We start from the raw sequence: 16,963 nt of genomic DNA on the forward strand, positions 1-16,963 counted from the left end.
GGTTGGGCGGGTGCCTAGGCTGAGCGCATGAGTGACTCCAACCCGTCTGGCACGCCGTCGCCCGTCCCGGAGCGCCCCCGCTGGGTGAAGGTGTTCATGGTCGTCGTCGTCGTCCTCGCGATCGGCTTCATCGTCGTGCACCTGCTCACCGGCGGCGGGGCGCAGATGATGAATCACTGATGATGCTCGGCCCGCGAGCTCGCCGAGTCGCCCTCACCGTCCACGTCCTGGTGTCCGTGGGCTGGTTCGGCGCGGTGGGCGCGTTCCTCGCGATCGCGCTCGTCGGAGCGACCAGCAGCGACCCCTTCACGGTCCGAAGCGCCTACTTGGCGTTGGACCCGCTGGGGACGTTCGTCATCATCCCGTTCGCCCTCGCCTCCCTCGCCACCGGAATCCTGCAAGGCCTCGGAACGCACTGGGGACTGGTGCGCCACTACTGGGTGGCGATCAAGCTGTGGCTGAGTGTCTTCGCAACCGCAGTCCTCCTGCTGCACACGCGCCTCATCGAGACGATGTCCCTCGCCGCCCGCCACGGGCTCATCCCCTCCACGCTCGAGGGAACCCGCACGCAACTGGTCGTCGCGACCGCCGGCGGCGCCGTCGTTCTCGTGGTTATCACCGCCCTGTCCGTCCTCAAGCCTCGCGGCCGCACCCGGCTCGGGCTGAGAGCAACCCGAACGACCTGACCGGCGTTGAGTTCCGGCGTGTCAGCGCCGAGACAATGAGGAGGCGCGGGGGTGATCGCTGCCCGGGCGCAGCGCTATCCAGAGCCCGCACCGCCGGCACACGTACGCGGCGCCATCGTTGAGTGCGTGAACCTGACGTCGACGGCGGGCCCGTCCGCAGCAGGAACAGGTGACGGAGGAATCAGGGTTCACGGGCAGCGATCGCTTCCACGAGCTGCTCCGTCGTCGGAAGACCCGCCAGCCCGCTCGGCGTGAAGTAGATCCGACAGGCAAGATCCGTGGTCCGCCCGCCCGACGGGAACAGGTCTTCCCCGTCGAGGGTGATCGTCGGGGAACCCGCGAAAGCGACGCCGGCGGCGTCCTCCGGTGTCGCCAGAAGCCGGTAGGTGACGGGGATGTCGGAGTGGCCGGTGGTCGCCAGCGCCTCGTCCAGGCGAGGCCCGACATCCTTCCAGTTCGGGCAGTCGTCGATGTGGAGAACCTCGATCATCATTCCCCGATCATCCTCCTGTCCTGCCCCTTCGGGCCCGCGCCGGTCCTTCGGGAGCGCGTTCGCTTGTACTCCCATGAACGATCGTCCACGAGACGGTCGATCACCGCAGCGCCTCGATCGGCGCGCCGTGTTCCACGACCCGTGTCCGAGAGCTATGACCCGCGACCTACGTTCGCAGTACAGTCGGCACATGGCTTCGATCGGATACGCGCGCGTCTCGACCAGAGACCAGAACCCTGACGCTCAGACCGACGCGCTCACGGCCGCCGGCTGCGCGAAGGTGTTCGTCGAGCACGCCTCCGGAGTGCTCGCGAAGCGTCCCGCGCTCGAGGACGCTCTCGACTACCTCCGCGAGGGCGATTCCCTCGTCGTGACGAAGCTCGATCGCCTCGGCCGGTCCGTGCGGAACCTGAAAGAGGTGGCCGACGGCCTCCAACAGCGCGGCGTCGGGCTGAAGGCTCTGTCTCAGGGCATCGACACCACCACTCCGGGCGGGCGGCTGTTCTTTCACATGCTCGCCGCGATCGCCGAGTTCGAGCACGACCTCATCGTGGAGCGCACCCACGACGGCCTCGCCGCCGCTCGAGCCCGCGGTCGCAAGGGCGGCGGGCGCTTCAAGATGACGCCCACGAAGGCGAAGCAGGCACGCGCGATGTACGACGAGAAGACCTACACGGTCCAGCAGATCGCTGACACCTTCGGCGTCTCCCGCGGCACCATCTACCGCCACCTCACCGAAGACCACTGAAAGCCGCCGCGACGAGCGTCGCGGTTCACGGACACGAGCGGACGCCGACCTCCGGTCGGCGACGGTCCTGAGCGCTGTGCGCATTTTGCCTGGAAGCCTTCGGCAGCGTACGGGCCTCCGGCGTCCACGCAAGCCGCTGCGCGGCCGGCTCCTCCGAGGTTCTCGGCACGCGGTCGCTGCGCTCCCTCCCATCGCGCCGACAACCTCTCCTCCGCCGCCCTCCGGGTTGCGCTCCCGCCTCCGACCCTGCTCGGCACTACGTGCCTTCCAGGCAAAAAAACGCTGGGAGAGAAGGAAGAACAACCGAGCCAGACCACCCCCGCTGGCTTGACAAATCTGATTGAGAAACACGGCAAAAAAACGATGAGGAAGAGGAAGAACATGCAGCAGATCACCACCGTCAGCACCTTCGTCCCGGCCGCGAACGAGGAGGGGATGCAGAGCCAGTTGCGCCGGATCGCCGAGCGCGACGTCGACCTCTCAGGTCTGGCACGCAACGGGTGGGCGCTGGCACACACCGCCACGATCCCCGGCCCCGAGGGCGTCATGTTCGTGGACACCCTCACCCGCACCGAATCCTGACCCGCACCACCACCGAGGAGCAAACGCCATGTCCGACACCATCACCACCAGCCCGGCGGCCGAGGAGCCGACCCTCTGGGGCGCGGTGGCCGAGTTCGCGTCCGTGTTCTCCCACGGAGACACCGCCGACGAGCTGGCCGTGCGACTCAGCTGCGCCGAGGTCGACGCGCTGGCCGGACTCCTGCGAGCATTCGGACGAGATGAGGCCGCGGACCTGTGGATCGCGGAGCATGCGAGCGACGACGACGAGGGTGACGCCCACGCCCCGGAAGGAACTCACCGATGAGCGAGCAGCAGCAGACCGCGCCCGACCCGGCGGCGACCTACCAGGCGGCCGTGGAGGCCTTCGCGGCCACGCTCTCCGACCCGGCCGTCACGGAAGCGATCGCCCCGACTCTGCCGTGCTGGCGCGCGACGGGCATCATCGACCTCCTCACCCACGCCGGACACACCGACGCCGCCGAGAAGTGGGCCGAGCTGCACGCCTGGTCCCCGGTCAACGACGAGCACGACCCGCACCGCGGCGACCGGTGGGACGACTGATGCTCACCGTCTACTCGAAGCCGTCATGCGTGCAGTGCACCATGACCTACCGGGTGCTCGAGAAGAAGGGCATCGAGTACACCACCGTCGACATCACCACCAACCCCGCAGCGCTCGCGTACGTCACGGAGGAGCTGGGTTATTCCGCCGCCCCCGTGGTCGTCGCGAGCGACCAGGATCACTGGTCGGGGTTCCGCCCCGACCTCATCGAGAAGCACGCAGCGTGACCGGCCCGGACGTCGAGAGCGACGAGTACCGGGCCGGGTATCTCGCCGGGCGCGCGGACCGTCAAGGCGAGGTCGACTGGGCCGAGAACGAGGCCGATCGGTACTACCGCCTCGCCTACGGCGACGAGCGGCGTCTCCCGAGTGTCGCCGTGACGCGCGCCGAGCTCGAACAGCGCAGGGCGCTGTCCGAGCCGCCCGTCGAGGTCACCCGACGCGACGCTCTCGCGTCCTGGGGCATAGAGCCGCCCCCCACTGACAACCCCGCGGCTGACGCCGCAGACGAGATCCCGCCGACGTCGACGGGACGACCCACGAACCGAACCAGCAGGAGAAGGCAAATGAGTACCAGGACGATCACCGGCAACCTCGCCGCCGACCCCGAGGCCGTGCAGGCGGGCCGCGTGCAGATCGTGAAGTTGCGCGTCATCGAGAACACCGGCGAGTACCGGGCGGGGGAGTGGACCCCGCACGACGCCCCGACCACGCACTACGTGGAAGCGAAGTTCGAGCTGGGCGAGCACGTGCTCGCCTCCCTCCACAAGGGAGACGCCGTAATCGTCGTCGGCTACGAGCGCACCGTCGCCTGGGGCGAAGGAGAGAACCGCCGCACCGGCCGTGTCCTCGAAGCCGACGCCATCGGCCCCAACCTCATCCGCGCGACCGCCGTCGTCACCACGACCACCCAGCGCGCACCCCGCCGCAGCGCCGCCCCCGCGGCTGAGTAGGACTCGGTCGTCCGAGATACTCCGCCATCCGCCGCAGAGTTCGCCGTTCTACGGCCGATATTCGCGGTTCTCCGTAGAGGACGGAGGCGGTCCGGGGTTGGGCTGCTGGAAGCTGCCCACGCCCAGAGCGGCGAGTCCCGCGGACACCGCCGCACCCAGAAGGCGGAAGACGATCACGAATGCCTTTCCGACGAACTTCAACACGTTTGCCATCACGAGACCATCGCTTTCCGGAACTGATCGCAACGCTAGTGGTTCCGAGCGAATCCCGGTGGGTTCTACTCCGAGCCGTTCGCGATCCGGACCGCGTAGAGGATGACGTGATCCTCCGGGATCGCTGCGCGCACTTCCGGGATCGCCGCGGCGCTCGTCGCCGCGTTGCTGCGCACCACCGTTGATGCCGATTCCGCGCGCGTCCGAAGTGCCAGTTCCCACATGCCTCCATCGTCGCATCCGACGCTGACACGAACCGCTCGAGCGTGGGGGCCGGCGGGTGACGGAGCACCGCACATCCAAGGCCGCGATGCGGCTCAGTCTCCGAGGTGCTCGGCTCAGGATTCATCCCTCGACGTAGCGTTCGCAGTCGCCCGAACCTTGCAGATCTGCCGGATCGGCACAGTGCAGGAGTGACCAGCTGGCGCCCACGCCCGTGGGCTCTTCGAGACCGTTGTGGCGATCGAACGCCGTCGTCGTGTACACGTCGACGCCGTCGATCGAGCCTCCGACGAACGCGAACGAGACGATCGGGTCGCCTTCGGTAGTCGGTGTGCTCCACGCCAGTTCCGCTTCGTCTCCCGCGATCGCGGCGGTCGCGAGGCACGCTCGAGCCTCGCTAGGCAAGTCACCGCCTTGCTCAAGAACGTATTCGCCGCAGCTTGAGCTGGCGTCGCTACCGGCGACGACGCCACCAGCATCAGGGAGGCTGCGAGCGGCGACGATCGGATCGCCGTTCGGCGCTTTCGACGCGGGTTCAGGTGCAACCGCCGAGCAACCGCTGGCGACAGTGAGCACCGCGATCGCGATCGCAGCTGCCGTAAGGCGGTTCATCCGCCCACCGTAGCCGCCAGCGCCGCCTGCCAGCCAAGCAATTAAGCAGGAGGGCCTGCGCTGCCGGCCCGTGAGGGGCGACCCCCTCACGCTCCCCGGTGTCCCGTTCCGGGGCGCGAGCTGCACTCGCGCAGCGGTGACGGAGCACCGCCAATGGGAGGCCGCGATGCGGCCCGTTCCATCCGTTTTCTTCACCTCTCCGCGGTTTCAACCTATTTCGCTCCACCGGCTCCGTGCCACCGATAGCGGACGCGCCCTGCGGGCTTATTTCGCCCGCTATCGGCGTCACTGCGCCGCCTCCACTCAAACGGTTTTCCCCGCCGGAGAGGCAAAGAAAAACGATCAGCCAGAGGGAGCACCCACACCATGCAGACCACCACCGACTTGCAGACCACCGCGAAGACCTACCTCACGCTCGCGAACACCCGCGCGGTCGACGTCCGCGTCGTGGGCACCGACCCCAAGACGATGCCCTCGGTGCACGTCACCCGCCGTAAGTCCGGGATCTGGGAGGCGTGGCACTCCGACCAGCTGCACGGCATCACCAGCGGCTCATTCCGCCACTGCGTCGCCCACGCCCGCCGCGCAGCGATCCGCCGCGTCGCCCCGTTCCTGAACCGCTGAGAGGACCACACCATGACCCGCACCGACACCGGCCGCGCCACGGCCGAACAGCTCGCGCTCATCCTCGCGATCAGCCGCGACGAGGACCCGGAGAACACCACCGCGACCGACGCGGAGATCCTCGCGCACACCCGCAACACGCTCGGACTGCCGGGGGAGTGCGGACCCGGCGGGATGCCTGTCTACGACGACGGCACCGCCGAGGCCGCCGCGCTGATCGCGTTCCTGACGCCCGCCGAGTAGTGCGGGGGAGGGGCCGGCCTTCTGGGTCGGCCCGTGAGGGGCGACCCCCTCACACTCCCCCGGGGAGCATGGCTTCAGTGGAAGTTGATCGTGGAGGGCGCAGGTGCCTTCCAGGACTCTTCCTGGTACGAGTGCGGGTCGTGAGCCTCGCGGGGCGGCTCCCCGAACGGATCCTTCGGCAGCGCCGTCGGCGCTGTGGTGAACTTCGCGCGGAGCGATGCGGCGATGGAGCGAATGCGGTAGATCACGGCGTTCATGTCGTTCTCCCGTCCGGGGTGATTAAGCGTCACCTACCCGAAGCCTACCGACGTCGTTTCTCCGGCGGGGCGCGAGCTCCGCACGCGCAGCGGTGACGGAGCACCGCCGGCGGGAGCCGCTACGCGGCCGGATTACCCGTTTTCTTCACCTCTCCGCGGTTTCAACCTATCTCGCTCCGTCGGCTACGTGCCGTCTCTCTCGGACGCGGTCGCACGCTCCCTTATTTCGCCCAAGAGAGCCGTCACTCCGCCGACTCCACTCAATTGGTTTTCACTCGCCGGAGAGGCAAAGAAAAACGATCAGAAAGACGACAAAAGCCCCGTAGTTGGTCTAGAACCACGGGACTTGTCGCCTCAATGATCGCACACCGATTGAGGAGAAACCATCGTGACTATCACCACCGGAACCGGGACCGTTCAGCACATCGACCCGACCGCCCTCGTGATCGAGGCGAACGTGCGCACCAGCGCCCCGCTGACGAAGGACTTCATCGCGTCGATCCGCGAGAACGGCGTCATCACTCCGGTCCTCGCCCGCCGCGACGAGCACGGCAACGTCATCGTTCGCGCCGGACAGCGCCGCACCCTCGCCGCCCGCGAGGCCGGGGTCGTCACGATCCCGGTCTACGTCGTGGAGGGCGACGAGACGACCGCGGACCGGATCGTGCAGCAGATCATCGAGAACGACCAGCGCGCCGAACTCTCGGTCGCGGACCGCACCGCGGCGTGGGCGCAGCTCGCGTTCGAAGGCGTGTCCGCCGTAGCGATCGCCAAGTGCACCGGCACCAAGACCGACGCGGTTAAGAAGGGGCTCGCGGTCGCGGAGTCCGCGACCGTCACGTCCGTTCTGCACGAGCACGAGCTGACCCTGGACCAGGCGGCGGTGCTGTTGGAGTTCGAGGACGACGCCGACGCCCGCGCGACCCTGATCGAGGTCGCCATACACGACCCGGCCCAGTTCGAGCACACCGCGCAGACCCTCCGCGACGAGGCCGCGCACCAGGCGCTCCTCGCAGCGACCGCCGCCGAGTACACCGGCAACGGCTTCCAGATCCTCACCCGCTCCGACGCCTACGGCGACGCAGCGACGTGGACGCCGGTGCGGCAGCTGCGCGGCGAGGACGGGAAGAACGTCACGCCCGAGCAGGTCGCCGCCGTTCCCGGACGCGGAGTGCTCATCGACACCAGCTGGCGCGGAGAGGTCGAGGTCACCCTCCTCGTCCAGGACCCCACCGCCGCCGGATTCACCTACGCCTACGGCGCCCCCGAGCAGCCGCAGACCGAGGAGGAGGCCGAGGAGGAGCGGGCCGAGAAGTCCGCTGAGCGGAAGGTGCTCATCGCCAACAACAAGGCGTGGAACGCGGCCGAGAAGGTGCGCCGCGAGTGGATCGCGACGTTCCTCGCCCGCAAGACCCTCCCCAAGGACGCGGATCGCGTCATCGCTCTCGGCCTCACCGCTCACCGGTTCGCGGTGTCCTCCGGGATGACGGGCGGCAGCGACCTCGCGCACGCGCTGCTGCGCATCGAGCGCCCCTCCGGCTACCGCGCCGACGCCCTCGCAGCGCTGGTCGAGGCGAACCCCGCCAAGGCCCGTCTGGTCGCGCTGGCCGTCGTGCTCGGAGGCCAGGAGGCGCACACGAGCAAGGAGTCCTGGCGCCGCGGCGACGAGCGCACGGCCGAGCACTTCCGTCAGCTCGCGGCCTGGGGATACGCGCTCTCCCCGGTCGAGCAGGTCGTCACCGGCGACAGCACCCCCGCCGACGCCGCAGGGCTCAGCTAGCCCACCCGGCGGGACCGGCTCGCGCCGGTCCCGCCCCTGCTCTTCTCCCACTGCTGCACAGGAAGGCCCACCATGACCACCACGACCACCGCACCCCGCCCCGCCCACCGCTTCGACCCGTACCAGGAGGACCCGACGCTGCGAGCGGCCGCGGCGTCGACGGCGACCTCGGCCGCTCGCAGCGCGAGCGTTGATCGTCGCCGCGGCCGCCTACGGCTGGCCCACCGCGACCGCCCTCGTCTTCAAGTACGAGAGGACCGGCCCCATCGCCCACGTCTGGGGACTGTGGAAAGTCCTCGACGCCGACCGGCAGGTCCTCCGCGAATGGGACGAGGAGCCCGGCGACATGACGGACGAATCCGAGGAGGAACTGATCGCCCTCGACCTCATCAGCAACCGCCGCGCGACCCTCGACTACACCGACTTCCCAAAGCCCATCGGCTCCACGACCCTGATCCTCCACACGCTCGCGCTCTGAGCGCGTGCGCGGGCCGACCCGAAACGGGCCGGCCCGCACGAGGGGGAGAGCCCCCTCGACCCCCCGGTCACGCGCGTGGAACGGCCACGCGCGCTCGAGCGGTAGTCAGCGGCGAGGACGCGGCTTGTACTTCTTCCCCGCCCGGATGTTCCGGTTCTCGATCACACCGACGACCGCCAGGCCGGCGGCCACGGCGACGATCAGCACCCACCCGAGCACGTTGAACCACTCACCGGTGAACGCCGAATACGTCTGCTCACCGGCGATCGCGAAGAGCATGAACGACAGCCCGAACCACACCATGCCGTTGGAGATCAGCGCGGCACGCGCGAGCTTGGTCCGGGGCTTCGACATGCGCCCACCCTCCCACCGGACCCTGGACGTGTCCACGAGACCCGCGCACTGCCCGAGCGTCAGTCGAGCTGGACGCTGCTACGCAGTTCGCTGCCGCTCCACGTCTCGAGCACCCACCGATCCGGTGTGGGCGGTACGCCCGCCATATCCCGTGCTGCTTCCCGGGCCCGCTCTGCGTTGCCGTAGACCCCGATGACGTCCGACGTCTCGGCCCAGAAGGCGCTCCGAAGAAGAAGGTAGTGCTGGCCGTCGATGCTGGTGCTCACAGATCGAATCTTCGTCGGCGGGAGAAGCCTGCGGTCAATCTGGCGCGAAGTCCGTCTCCGCTGGCGCACCACCGAAAGGACCGAAGTAGCCGAATCCGGTTACCGCTGGCCGACGTGTGGTGCGAGACCGACGAGTTGCCGCAGAAAGGGTCCCAGGGCGGTTTCAGGGCGCCGTCCGCGCGATTCCTACGTCTAGGGACGCATTTTCGGTCGACCGCCCCTTTTTCGCGCTCAGATCGTCTCTGAGCGCCGCGGATGTCGTACCGGCGTGGGATAATTATGACCGCATACGCAAAGACCCCTGTCGGCACCTGCTGACAGATTTGGGTCAGCGGCCACAGGGGTCGATACGGATTTTCCCGGCAAGGAATCGTGTCGAGCTTAACCCAGGGTGCTGCTGAGGACTACCTCCTCCGCAGCACCCTGGGAGACCGTGCGATGCAGGAAGAGCCCACGATGAACGCACCGGCGACCCCCGAATCGGCCACACCCGAGCACACTCCCTCCCTCGTGCACCTGCGCGATTTCGTCCGCGCTCGCGCCAAGGGCAGACGGACTCACGTCGCACAGGATCGCGAGCAGGTGTTCGCGTCTCGCGACGGAAACTTCTTCGCCTTCTTCTACGAGCGGTTCCTCAGCGGGACTATCGAGTACATCAACGACGGCTGCCGCGGCTCAGCCCTCCACGACGTCGTAGAAGCCGCCCCCTCGAACAAGCGCGCCAGCTACGAAGCCGCCGCGCGAGGCATGCTTGCCCTTCTCGGGACGACAGCCGTGCGGTCCGCCCGTCGGCAGCAGCGCAACGTCGTCGTCATCGACGTCGACGGCACTCAGATGGTGAGCCTGCGCCTCCACCTCATCCTCGAACTCAGTGACGGGGAGCGGTTGGCCACGCACATCTACTTCCCCGATCAGGCACTGACGCCGTCGGAGATCTCCCTCATGGAAACATCGATCGCCCTCGCCACTCAGCAGCTAGACAACGGAACGACCCCCGCCCTCCTGCTCGCCCGCACAGGCGACCTGAGAAGGATCGACCTGAGCGCCGCGACGACCGCGGAGCGCCGCGCGTACCTGCGCACCGAGGCAGACGCCTACAAAACGGAATGGGAGCTCGGCGCCGAAGCGAGCTGAGTACCGGCACAACGGTGAACATCGCCGAGGCCGCCAAGATCCACACATCACGGCCGTCTCCCTGTGCGCCGAGGGCAAGGGCATCGTTCACCGGCTCGCCGTTCCTCATATCGGGTAGCTGCTCTCGGCCGCGACTGAGTCGCGGCCGAGAGCAGTGCGACACCGACGCCCCCGCGCCGGTCTGTCGCGCGGCCTGCACGAAGTCCCCACTTCTCGGCCGCCTCGCCACAGTAGAGCCCTCGAAGCTGACTAACGACGCTCCGGGGTCTCTCTGCGGCGGTCTATCGCCGCGAGGTGGGGGGCTCGACAACGCCGAGCCCCCCACCTCGCTCACTTGTTCTCGAGCTGCCAGGCCATGTCGATCTGCTTGAACTCGGCGTCGTAGCACTGGACGTCCACGCCCGCGTCGTAGGCGCCGTCGCCGTAGGAGTAGCTGATGACGGGCGCTGTCACGTCCGGGGCGTTCAGTGGGTAGTTGGTGTCCGCCATGCACTGCTGGAACCGGCCGAAGGCGTCTCGGTACCGCAGAAGGATCGTCCTTCGGGCGTTACCGGGCCACTGGGAACCTTTGCAGCGTCGTCAGCTGCTCTGGCGAGTCAGGTGATCTTCTCGGCCTCGCGGAGCACTTGATCGACGTCGGCGCGGAGCTGCTGCAACTCGCTCTGGTGAGCGTCGATGAAGTCGAGTTGAATCCGTGTTTCCAGGCCTGCGAGAGCTTCGACGGTGCCGAGCTGGTCCTTGCAGGTGACGTCGATGACCGCGACCGCGACTTGCTTTGGTCCGGCGGCCGGGAAGTCGGGGACCAGTGCGTCATCGGACGTCGAGTCAGTCAGGCCTTCCCGCTTGATGCACTCGGTCCAGAGGGTCCGCTGCCGTTGGAACTCGTCGCTCGCCAGCACTTGGGACGTGTCCGCTCGATCGAGTTGGTTCCGAATCAAACTCAAGCGATACAACTCGACGTGAAACCGGCAGGGCGTCGAGGAGGCGTCAGCCAGTCCCGTTTGGGAATCCCTCTCCGGACGCGGATCCGGCCCGCGTGCGCTACTCCAGCTCGATGCGCATCTCGACGTCGTCGGGAAGGTCCTGGAAAGCGTTGAGGTCGGAGGTGATCTCGCCCATCTTCGTCAGCGTCGGGACGGAGCTGGTGGGCTCGTAGATGATCGTGATGCTGTCCATCGGGTTGTAGTAGACGAGATCGCCGGCCTCGACGTTCGTGTAGAACGGGCCGGTCTCGGTCATCGGCTCGGGGAGCTCGGTGATGTATTCGATGCCGGCGTTCCGGTACCAGTCCAGGGTCACGGGCAGCGTTGCGATGAAGTCCTGGGACACCTGGCTGTCGTTCAGCGTGGCGGTGAAGGTCTGGCCGTCTGCGGTGATGGTGATCGGCGTGCCCGCGGCCGTGTCCGTCGGCGCCTCCGCGGTAGCGGTCACACTGGGCGTCGCGCTCAAGGTCGGTGCAGTGTCGTCGGCGCCGGAGGGGCCGGTGCTGCAGGCGGTCAGGGCGAGGAGCGCGGTAAGGGTGGTCGCCGCGGCGAGGGTGCGTCTCATGGTCGTGCCTTCCATCTGATGAAGCGGTGGGGTGAGGGCTGCCGAGCCGGGTGTCCGGCCCGGCAGCGTGAGGGGGTGGGTCAGGCGGCGTCGTGGTCGAGGTTCGAGGACAGGTCGCGGTGCGCGTCGGCCTGGGCGAGGAGGTCGCGGGCCTTCTGCTCAACACCGGCGACGGCATCTGCACCCGCGATCCAGCGCAGCGGCGGCTCGTCGAGGGCGACGATCTCCACCAGGGCGCGGCCGAGCTTCGCGGGGTCGCCGCCCTGCTGGCCGTTCATGCTCTTCCACGCGGCGATCGTCTGCTCGGTGCGCTCGGCGTAGTCCGAGATCGACAGCTCCGGCCACAGCGACGAGCCCTCGGTGAGCAGCTCGGTGCGGAAGAAGCCCGGCTCGACGATGGTGGTCGTGATCCCGTAGGGGGCGACGTCGAAGCGCAGCGACTCCATCCATCCCTCGATCGCGAACTTCGATGCTGCGTACGCGGCGCAGAACTCCTGGCCGACGATGCCCGCGGCGGAGGAGAAGGAGACGACCTTGCCGCTGCGCTGCTGGCGCATGACGGGCAGGATCGCACGGGTGACGTTGAGGGGGCCGAAGAAGTTGGTCTCCATCTGCTGGCGCATTTGGGCGTCGCTGATCTCCTCGAAGTAGCCGGCGTAGAAGTTGCCGGCGTTGTTGACGAGGACGTCGATGCGGCCGAACCGCTCGACAGCGGCATCGACAGCGGCCTGGATGGTGTCGGGCTTGGTGATGTCGAGGGACACAGCGAGGAGGTTCTCCTGCTCGCCGAGCGCCTCGGTGACCTTCGCGGCGTCGCGGGCGGTGCCGACGACCTTGTGGCCGGCGTCGAGGGCGGCCTTGGCGAGGTCGATGCCCATGCCGCGGCCGGCTCCCGTGATGAACCAGACGTTCGTGCTCATGGTGGTGCTGCCTTCCGTTGAGGGGTGCCGGCGGTGTGGCCGGCGCATGCTCCCAGTGAAATCGGCGGCCCCAGATCGTGCGAGGCCCTGCCTATGGGGTCACCACCAGGGCCCCGCACCGACCGGGCGGGCGACGTAGGTTCGGGGTCATGGACACCCCCCAGGACGACATCCGCGAGTTCCTCACGTCGCGTCGTGCCCGGATCACCCCGGAGCAGGCGGGCCTGCCGGACTACGGCGGCCGCCGCCGCGTGACCGGGCTCCGCCGTGAAGAGGTCGCCCTCCTCGCCGGGATGAGCTCGGAGTACTACCGGCGCCTCGAGCGCGGCGACGCGGCCGGCGTGTCCGAGAGCGTCCTCGACGGCATCGCCCGCGCCCTCCAGCTCGACGACGCCGAACACGCCCACCTCCTGGACCTCGTCCGGGCCGCGAACGTCGGCGTCCACCCCCGCCGCCGCGCACCCGCTGCCCGGAAGGGCGCCGTGCGGGCGAGCGTCCAGCAGATGATCGACGCCATGACGACCGTCCCGGTCTACGTCCAGAACGGCCGGCTCGACGCGGTCGCGACCAACGCGCTCAGCCGGGCCCTGTTCGCGCCCATGTTCGACGGCCCCGACCCGCAGGTGAACGCCGCCCGGTTCGTGTTCCTGGACCCCCGCGCCCAGGACTTCTACCGGGACTGGACCGGGAACACCCGCCAGATGGTCGCGCTGCTGCGCCGCGAAGCCGGCCGCTCCCCCTACGACAAGGAGCTCAGCAACCTCGTCGGCGAACTCTCCACCCGAAGCGACCTGTTCCGCAAGCTCTGGGCCTCCCACGACGTCCGCGAGCACCGCACCGGCACCAAGAACATCCATCACCCCCTCGTCGGCGACCTCGACCTCTCGTTCGAGTCGATGGACCTCGCCAGCGAGCAGGGACTGCAGATGCTCGTCTTCACCGCCGAACCCGCAAGCCCCACCCACGACGGCCTCCAACTGCTCGCCAGCTGGACCCACCCCGCCCCCACGCACACGCCGACCAGACCGGCGACTCAGAACGACCGACCCGCCTGACCCGCGCGCACGCGCATCCAGCGACTTCCGAAAGGAGCACCACCATGCCCGCATGGACCCCGGAGATCCTCGACTCGATCCAGCAGGAGCCGGACCTCTACGTCTCCCCGTTCCGCGAGGACGGCACCACCTACGGAACCCCCACCCAGACGTGGGCGCTCGTCGTCGACGGGAACGTCTACGTCCGCGCCGCCAACGGGACCGCATCCCGCTGGTATCAGGCCGCCATCACCCAGAACGCCGGCCGCATCCGCGTCGCCGGCACCGTCCACGACGCCCGCTTCCAGGACGCCCCCGACGCGCCGGCCGACCTGATCGACGCCGCGTACGCAGCCAAGTACGCCGGCAGCTCCGCGGTACGGGTCATGCAGGGCCCCGCCCCGACATCCGCCACCGTCCTCATCACCCCGCGCTGACCACGACCACCGCCACCAGGAGAACCATGAAGAACGCACACCTCGGACAGCTCACCGTCTCCCGCATCGGCCTCGGCGCGATGACCATGGCCGGCACCTACACCGCCGAAGGCGCCACCGACGACACCGAGTCCATCGCCACCATCCACCGCGCCCTCGAGCTCGGCGTCACCCACATCGACACCGCCGAGGTCTACGGACCCTTCCACAGCGAAGAGGTCGTCGGACGCGCGATCGCCGGACGCCGCGACGACGTCATCATCGCCACCAAGTTCGGCCTCGTCTCCCACGCCGCCGGCGGCGGCCGCAGCATCGACAGCAGCCCTGCCAACATCCGCACCGCCGTCGAAGGATCCCTCACCCGCCTCGGCACCGACCACATCGACCTCTACTACCAGCACCGCGTCGACCCGAACACGCCCATCGAGGAGACCGCGCAGACCGTCGCCGACCTCGTCGCCGAGGGCAAGGTCCTCCACTTCGGCCTCTCCGAGGCCAGCGCCACGACCATCCGCCGCGCCCACGCCGTGCACCCCGTCGCCGCCCTCCAGACCGAGTACTCCCTCTGGACCCGCGACGTCGAAGACGAGATCCTCCCGCTGCTGCGCGAGCTCGGCATCGGCTTCGTTCCCTACTCCCCCCTCGGCCACGGCCTTCTCACCGGCCAGATCCGCACCGTCGACGACTTCCCCGACAACGACTGGCGCAAGACCAACCCCCGCTTCACGGGTGAGAACTTCACCAAGAACCTCCAGATCGTCGACGAGGTCCGTGCCATCGGCGCCGAGAACGGCGCCACCCCCGCCCAGACCGCGCTCGCCTGGATCCTCGCCCAGGGCGACGACATCGCCCCCATCCCCGGAACCCGCCGCGTCACCCGTGTCGAGGAGAACACCGCCGCCGACACCATCGAGCTCACCCCCGCACAGCTCGACCGCCTCGACCGACTCACCCCCGCCGCCGGCGCCCGCCACGACGACGGCAACATGCAGTCCATCGACCAATAGCCCGCTGAGGGCGTCCGGCAGGGGATCGTCGTCCGGACGGTGAAACTACCCACTGACATCCGGCGTCCGGTGGCGGTCCCCTGCTGAACGGTGCGGGGAGGCAGCCCGTTGCACTTACTGGTCGAGCCGTCGAGCGAAGTGATGGGCGGTGATGTCCATCCGTTCGCGTAGGTAGAAGCGATGCGCCTCGAAGCGTTGCACGCCGGAGTCGAGCTCGATCGCGCTGCACCCCAGTTCCCGGCCTCGCTCCGCTAGGGCGGCTAGGAGTGCCGCGCCGTGACCGTGGGATCGCTCGGCGGCGGCGGTGGAGAGGTCATCGACGTAGAGCTTCCTGATGGCGCTCGTGTTGACGACTACTCGCCAGCCGGCGACAGCCACGCAGCGATCGTCTTGCAGTAGGGCGGTGAAGCGGAGACCTTGGGGCGCGCCTTCTCGCAGTACCAGCTCGAGCAGTTCGTCAGTGAGATGGGGGCGCAGCTCGCGGAGGACGAGAAGAGCGGCCGCCCACCGCGCGTCGCCGGGCTCTAGATCAAGGATCACGGCGAGGAGACTAGCGCTCGCATCGTCCCGTACGGGAACGGGTTAGAGGGCGTCCCGTAAGGGGATGGCTAAGCGGGTCGCACGTCACTGCTGACGTCTCCCGGCTTTCGAACGGGCTGTCCAGTGGTGGGGGAGGTCCTCGGACGGAGGAGGGTCCGCGACGACGGTCAGACCGCGGAGGTAGCGGTCGCCGGTTTTGACCAGTGTGATGGTTCGAGGTTTGTAACCCAGCGGCTCGGGATGCCAGACGGCGTTCGAGTCGACTTCCCAGAGATAGAACCATCTCCGGGTGAGCTCATTCGGTACACCCACCCATAGCGGACCCCGCGGCTTCTTGCGTTCGATGGAGAGCAGGACGCCCGGTTGGAGGAAGGTCGCCAACATGCCCGAGGTGCTGTCCAGATCGATCGTCGGCTTTCCTGCCGGCGGCCGCGGGGGCCACTCGGGCCGTGTTCGAGAGAAGCGGTGCTCCCAGGTGTCGTAGGGACGCGCGCGACTGATGTCGGTCAGGAGGATCGCGGCATAGCCGTCGAAGAAGCCCCCGGTCGTCATCGGTGTGACAAGCGTCCATCGGCGACCGACTCCGACGACGAACCCTTCGATCGTCTCGTCCCTCTTCGAGCCGCGCCAGATCCGGACGGCCTCGTTTCCCGCCCAAGCTGAGAGCAGCACTTCACGGATCTTCTTCTGCTTCGACACCGGTCTAGTCTCGCGAACCCGAGGGCCTGGTGCGCGTTCCGTATAGGGATCGACCACCGGACGCTTTGCTCCTTCGGTGCGAGACGGAGGATGGCCGGTTGATCGTTAAGGTTTTGCACTGCGGCTAGTGCGCCGCGGCGGTCCAGTTCGTACGCTCAGCACATGACTGTTCGAGGGAGCGCGCGGAGTCGACGTCGGCAGCTCCTGGTGTGGGCTCTGGCTGCGCTGGTGGTGTTTGCGCTGGTGACTCTTGTTGTCGCCTTCGCGGCAACCCAGCTCAACTCTGCTGCTTTCACCAGACGCCCGGAGATCGAGAACTGGGCTGACCCGAGCAGGGGAACATTCACGCTCGGGCTGGGATGGGGCTTGGTCGCCGCCGCAGTCACCGTCGCGGTCGGCGTCACCGGTGATCGTCTGCGGTTGCGCAACGCAAGGTAGAACCTCGTTCCGTGAAGGGATGGTCGGCCGGTCACTCTGATGCTTCGACGCTGCACCAGTACGCGAACGCGGACGCTCTGCGCAACGACCTCGGAGGCGGGCACGGCTTCACTGGCCTCAACTACTTCTACCGCGACGGAGCGGAACTGCAGT

Annotated in this window: 29 protein-coding genes; 17 read left to right on the plus strand and 12 right to left on the minus strand. The window is 68.2% G+C overall.

Features of this window, described 5'->3' with window-relative positions; genetic code table 11:
• The first annotated feature begins 27 nt into the window (after positions 1-27).
• Both C5C33_RS18700 and C5C33_RS16475 read left to right on the plus strand, forming a co-directional pair.
• Positions 28-180 (plus strand): hypothetical protein, encoded by a 153-nt coding sequence (locus tag C5C33_RS18700; RefSeq protein WP_157603228.1) that lies wholly within the window; start codon positions 28-30, stop codon positions 178-180.
• Positions 180-686 (plus strand): DUF2269 domain-containing protein, encoded by a 507-nt coding sequence (locus C5C33_RS16475; protein WP_219812359.1) that lies wholly within the window; start codon positions 180-182, stop codon positions 684-686. The genes C5C33_RS18700 and C5C33_RS16475 overlap by 1 nt, the downstream gene beginning before the upstream one ends.
• Positions 687-867: 181 nt before the next feature.
• Here C5C33_RS16475 and C5C33_RS16480 read toward each other — a convergent pair whose 3' ends face one another.
• Complete coding sequence (locus C5C33_RS16480) at positions 868-1,179, minus strand: thioredoxin family protein (RefSeq protein ID WP_104261638.1); 312 nt, start codon at positions 1,177-1,179, stop codon at positions 868-870.
• Between the two features lie 190 nt (positions 1,180-1,369).
• Here C5C33_RS16480 and C5C33_RS16485 point away from each other — a divergent pair, with 190 nt between their 5' ends.
• From C5C33_RS16485 to C5C33_RS18290, 6 genes are all read left to right on the plus strand, one after another.
• Positions 1,370-1,927 carry a recombinase family protein gene (locus tag C5C33_RS16485; protein ID WP_056045802.1) on the plus strand — a complete coding sequence of 186 codons (558 nt, stop codon included), beginning with the start codon at positions 1,370-1,372 and terminating at the stop codon, positions 1,925-1,927.
• Between the two features lie 381 nt (positions 1,928-2,308).
• A complete protein-coding gene (locus C5C33_RS16490) occupies positions 2,309-2,509 on the plus strand; it encodes a hypothetical protein (RefSeq protein ID WP_104261639.1) in 201 nt (66 codons plus the stop codon).
• A 28-nt stretch (positions 2,510-2,537) separates the two neighbouring features.
• Entirely contained in the window at positions 2,538-2,795 is a 258-nt protein-coding gene (locus C5C33_RS16495) for a hypothetical protein (RefSeq protein WP_219814960.1), read from the plus strand.
• Complete coding sequence (locus tag C5C33_RS16500; RefSeq protein WP_104261640.1) at positions 2,792-3,052, plus strand: hypothetical protein; 261 nt, start codon at positions 2,792-2,794, stop codon at positions 3,050-3,052. Before C5C33_RS16495 ends, C5C33_RS16500 begins: the two co-directional genes overlap by 4 nt.
• Positions 3,049-3,279: a glutaredoxin-like protein NrdH gene (nrdH, locus tag C5C33_RS16505; RefSeq protein ID WP_056045893.1), complete on the plus strand. Its 231-nt coding sequence runs from the start codon at positions 3,049-3,051 to the stop codon at positions 3,277-3,279. Before C5C33_RS16500 ends, nrdH begins: the two co-directional genes overlap by 4 nt.
• Positions 3,276-4,004, plus strand: a complete 729-nt coding sequence (locus C5C33_RS18290) for a single-stranded DNA-binding protein (RefSeq protein ID WP_146085810.1) — start codon at positions 3,276-3,278, stop codon at positions 4,002-4,004. Before nrdH ends, C5C33_RS18290 begins: the two co-directional genes overlap by 4 nt.
• Positions 4,005-4,282: 278 nt before the next feature.
• On the opposite strand, the gene C5C33_RS18705 is transcribed toward C5C33_RS18290, so the two are convergent.
• The gene (locus C5C33_RS18705) at positions 4,283-4,441 is read right to left on the minus strand and encodes a hypothetical protein (protein ID WP_181136272.1); all 159 of its coding nucleotides are present in this window, start codon (positions 4,439-4,441) and stop codon (positions 4,283-4,285) included.
• A gap of 121 nt (positions 4,442-4,562) precedes the next feature.
• Positions 4,563-5,051, minus strand: a complete 489-nt coding sequence (locus tag C5C33_RS18295; RefSeq protein ID WP_146080973.1) for a hypothetical protein — start codon at positions 5,049-5,051, stop codon at positions 4,563-4,565.
• 366 nt (positions 5,052-5,417) lie between these two features.
• Between C5C33_RS18295 and C5C33_RS16515 the strand changes: the two genes are divergently transcribed.
• Both C5C33_RS16515 and C5C33_RS16520 read left to right on the plus strand, forming a co-directional pair.
• Positions 5,418-5,675: a hypothetical protein gene (locus tag C5C33_RS16515; protein WP_104261642.1), complete on the plus strand. Its 258-nt coding sequence runs from the start codon at positions 5,418-5,420 to the stop codon at positions 5,673-5,675.
• Between the two features lie 12 nt (positions 5,676-5,687).
• Positions 5,688-5,918 carry a hypothetical protein gene (locus tag C5C33_RS16520; protein ID WP_104247873.1) on the plus strand — a complete coding sequence of 77 codons (231 nt, stop codon included), beginning with the start codon at positions 5,688-5,690 and terminating at the stop codon, positions 5,916-5,918.
• A 74-nt stretch (positions 5,919-5,992) separates the two neighbouring features.
• Here C5C33_RS16520 and C5C33_RS16525 read toward each other — a convergent pair whose 3' ends face one another.
• The gene (locus C5C33_RS16525; RefSeq protein WP_146085811.1) at positions 5,993-6,208 is read right to left on the minus strand and encodes a hypothetical protein; all 216 of its coding nucleotides are present in this window, start codon (positions 6,206-6,208) and stop codon (positions 5,993-5,995) included.
• A 355-nt stretch (positions 6,209-6,563) separates the two neighbouring features.
• Here C5C33_RS16525 and C5C33_RS16530 point away from each other — a divergent pair, with 355 nt between their 5' ends.
• Both C5C33_RS16530 and C5C33_RS16535 read left to right on the plus strand, forming a co-directional pair.
• The gene (locus tag C5C33_RS16530) at positions 6,564-7,955 is read left to right on the plus strand and encodes a ParB/RepB/Spo0J family partition protein (protein ID WP_104261643.1); all 1,392 of its coding nucleotides are present in this window, start codon (positions 6,564-6,566) and stop codon (positions 7,953-7,955) included.
• A 190-nt stretch (positions 7,956-8,145) separates the two neighbouring features.
• Positions 8,146-8,433: a hypothetical protein gene (locus tag C5C33_RS16535; protein ID WP_104261644.1), complete on the plus strand. Its 288-nt coding sequence runs from the start codon at positions 8,146-8,148 to the stop codon at positions 8,431-8,433.
• 105 nt (positions 8,434-8,538) lie between these two features.
• Here the strand turns inward: C5C33_RS16535 and C5C33_RS16540 are convergent, their stop codons facing one another.
• Positions 8,539-8,787, minus strand: a complete 249-nt coding sequence (locus tag C5C33_RS16540; protein WP_104261645.1) for a hypothetical protein — start codon at positions 8,785-8,787, stop codon at positions 8,539-8,541.
• Between the two features lie 59 nt (positions 8,788-8,846).
• Positions 8,847-9,053 (minus strand): hypothetical protein, encoded by a 207-nt coding sequence (locus C5C33_RS16545; RefSeq protein ID WP_104261646.1) that lies wholly within the window; start codon positions 9,051-9,053, stop codon positions 8,847-8,849.
• A 372-nt stretch (positions 9,054-9,425) separates the two neighbouring features.
• Here C5C33_RS16545 and C5C33_RS16550 point away from each other — a divergent pair, with 372 nt between their 5' ends.
• The gene (locus C5C33_RS16550; protein ID WP_104261647.1) at positions 9,426-10,187 is read left to right on the plus strand and encodes a hypothetical protein; all 762 of its coding nucleotides are present in this window, start codon (positions 9,426-9,428) and stop codon (positions 10,185-10,187) included.
• Positions 10,188-10,517: 330 nt separating this feature from the next.
• Here the strand turns inward: C5C33_RS16550 and C5C33_RS18710 are convergent, their stop codons facing one another.
• The 4 genes from C5C33_RS18710 to C5C33_RS16565 all read right to left on the minus strand — a co-directional run bounded on the left by C5C33_RS18710 (position 10,518) and on the right by C5C33_RS16565 (position 12,655).
• Positions 10,518-10,676 (minus strand): hypothetical protein, encoded by a 159-nt coding sequence (locus C5C33_RS18710; protein ID WP_181136077.1) that lies wholly within the window; start codon positions 10,674-10,676, stop codon positions 10,518-10,520.
• 107 nt (positions 10,677-10,783) lie between these two features.
• A complete protein-coding gene (locus C5C33_RS16555) occupies positions 10,784-11,086 on the minus strand; it encodes a hypothetical protein (protein ID WP_104261648.1) in 303 nt (100 codons plus the stop codon).
• Positions 11,087-11,228: 142 nt separating this feature from the next.
• Positions 11,229-11,735 carry a cyclophilin-like fold protein gene (locus tag C5C33_RS16560; RefSeq protein ID WP_104261649.1) on the minus strand — a complete coding sequence of 169 codons (507 nt, stop codon included), beginning with the start codon at positions 11,733-11,735 and terminating at the stop codon, positions 11,229-11,231.
• Positions 11,736-11,815: 80 nt separating this feature from the next.
• Positions 11,816-12,655, minus strand: coding sequence for an SDR family oxidoreductase (locus C5C33_RS16565; RefSeq protein ID WP_104261650.1), 840 nt, complete (start codon positions 12,653-12,655; stop codon positions 11,816-11,818).
• Positions 12,656-12,804: 149 nt separating this feature from the next.
• Here C5C33_RS16565 and C5C33_RS16570 point away from each other — a divergent pair, with 149 nt between their 5' ends.
• From C5C33_RS16570 to C5C33_RS16580, 3 genes are read left to right on the plus strand one after another with little or no spacing between them, the layout of a single operon-like run.
• Entirely contained in the window at positions 12,805-13,710 is a 906-nt protein-coding gene (locus C5C33_RS16570; protein ID WP_104261651.1) for a helix-turn-helix transcriptional regulator, read from the plus strand.
• A gap of 44 nt (positions 13,711-13,754) precedes the next feature.
• Positions 13,755-14,126, plus strand: a complete 372-nt coding sequence (locus tag C5C33_RS16575) for a DUF2255 family protein (RefSeq protein WP_104261652.1) — start codon at positions 13,755-13,757, stop codon at positions 14,124-14,126.
• Positions 14,127-14,152: 26 nt separating this feature from the next.
• Entirely contained in the window at positions 14,153-15,133 is a 981-nt protein-coding gene (locus tag C5C33_RS16580) for an aldo/keto reductase (protein WP_104261653.1), read from the plus strand.
• 114 nt (positions 15,134-15,247) lie between these two features.
• Here the strand turns inward: C5C33_RS16580 and C5C33_RS16585 are convergent, their stop codons facing one another.
• Together C5C33_RS16585 and C5C33_RS16590 are read right to left on the minus strand one after the other, a co-directional pair.
• Positions 15,248-15,673 carry a GNAT family N-acetyltransferase gene (locus C5C33_RS16585; protein WP_104261654.1) on the minus strand — a complete coding sequence of 142 codons (426 nt, stop codon included), beginning with the start codon at positions 15,671-15,673 and terminating at the stop codon, positions 15,248-15,250.
• Positions 15,674-15,757: 84 nt separating this feature from the next.
• A complete protein-coding gene (locus tag C5C33_RS16590; RefSeq protein WP_104261655.1) occupies positions 15,758-16,372 on the minus strand; it encodes a hypothetical protein in 615 nt (204 codons plus the stop codon).
• A 162-nt stretch (positions 16,373-16,534) separates the two neighbouring features.
• On the opposite strand from C5C33_RS16590, the gene C5C33_RS18300 reads away from it, so the two are divergent.
• Positions 16,535-16,810, plus strand: coding sequence for a hypothetical protein (locus tag C5C33_RS18300; protein ID WP_146085812.1), 276 nt, complete (start codon positions 16,535-16,537; stop codon positions 16,808-16,810).
• Positions 16,811-16,963 lie beyond the last annotated feature (153 nt).

This window comes from Rathayibacter sp. AY1H3, assembly GCF_002932015.1.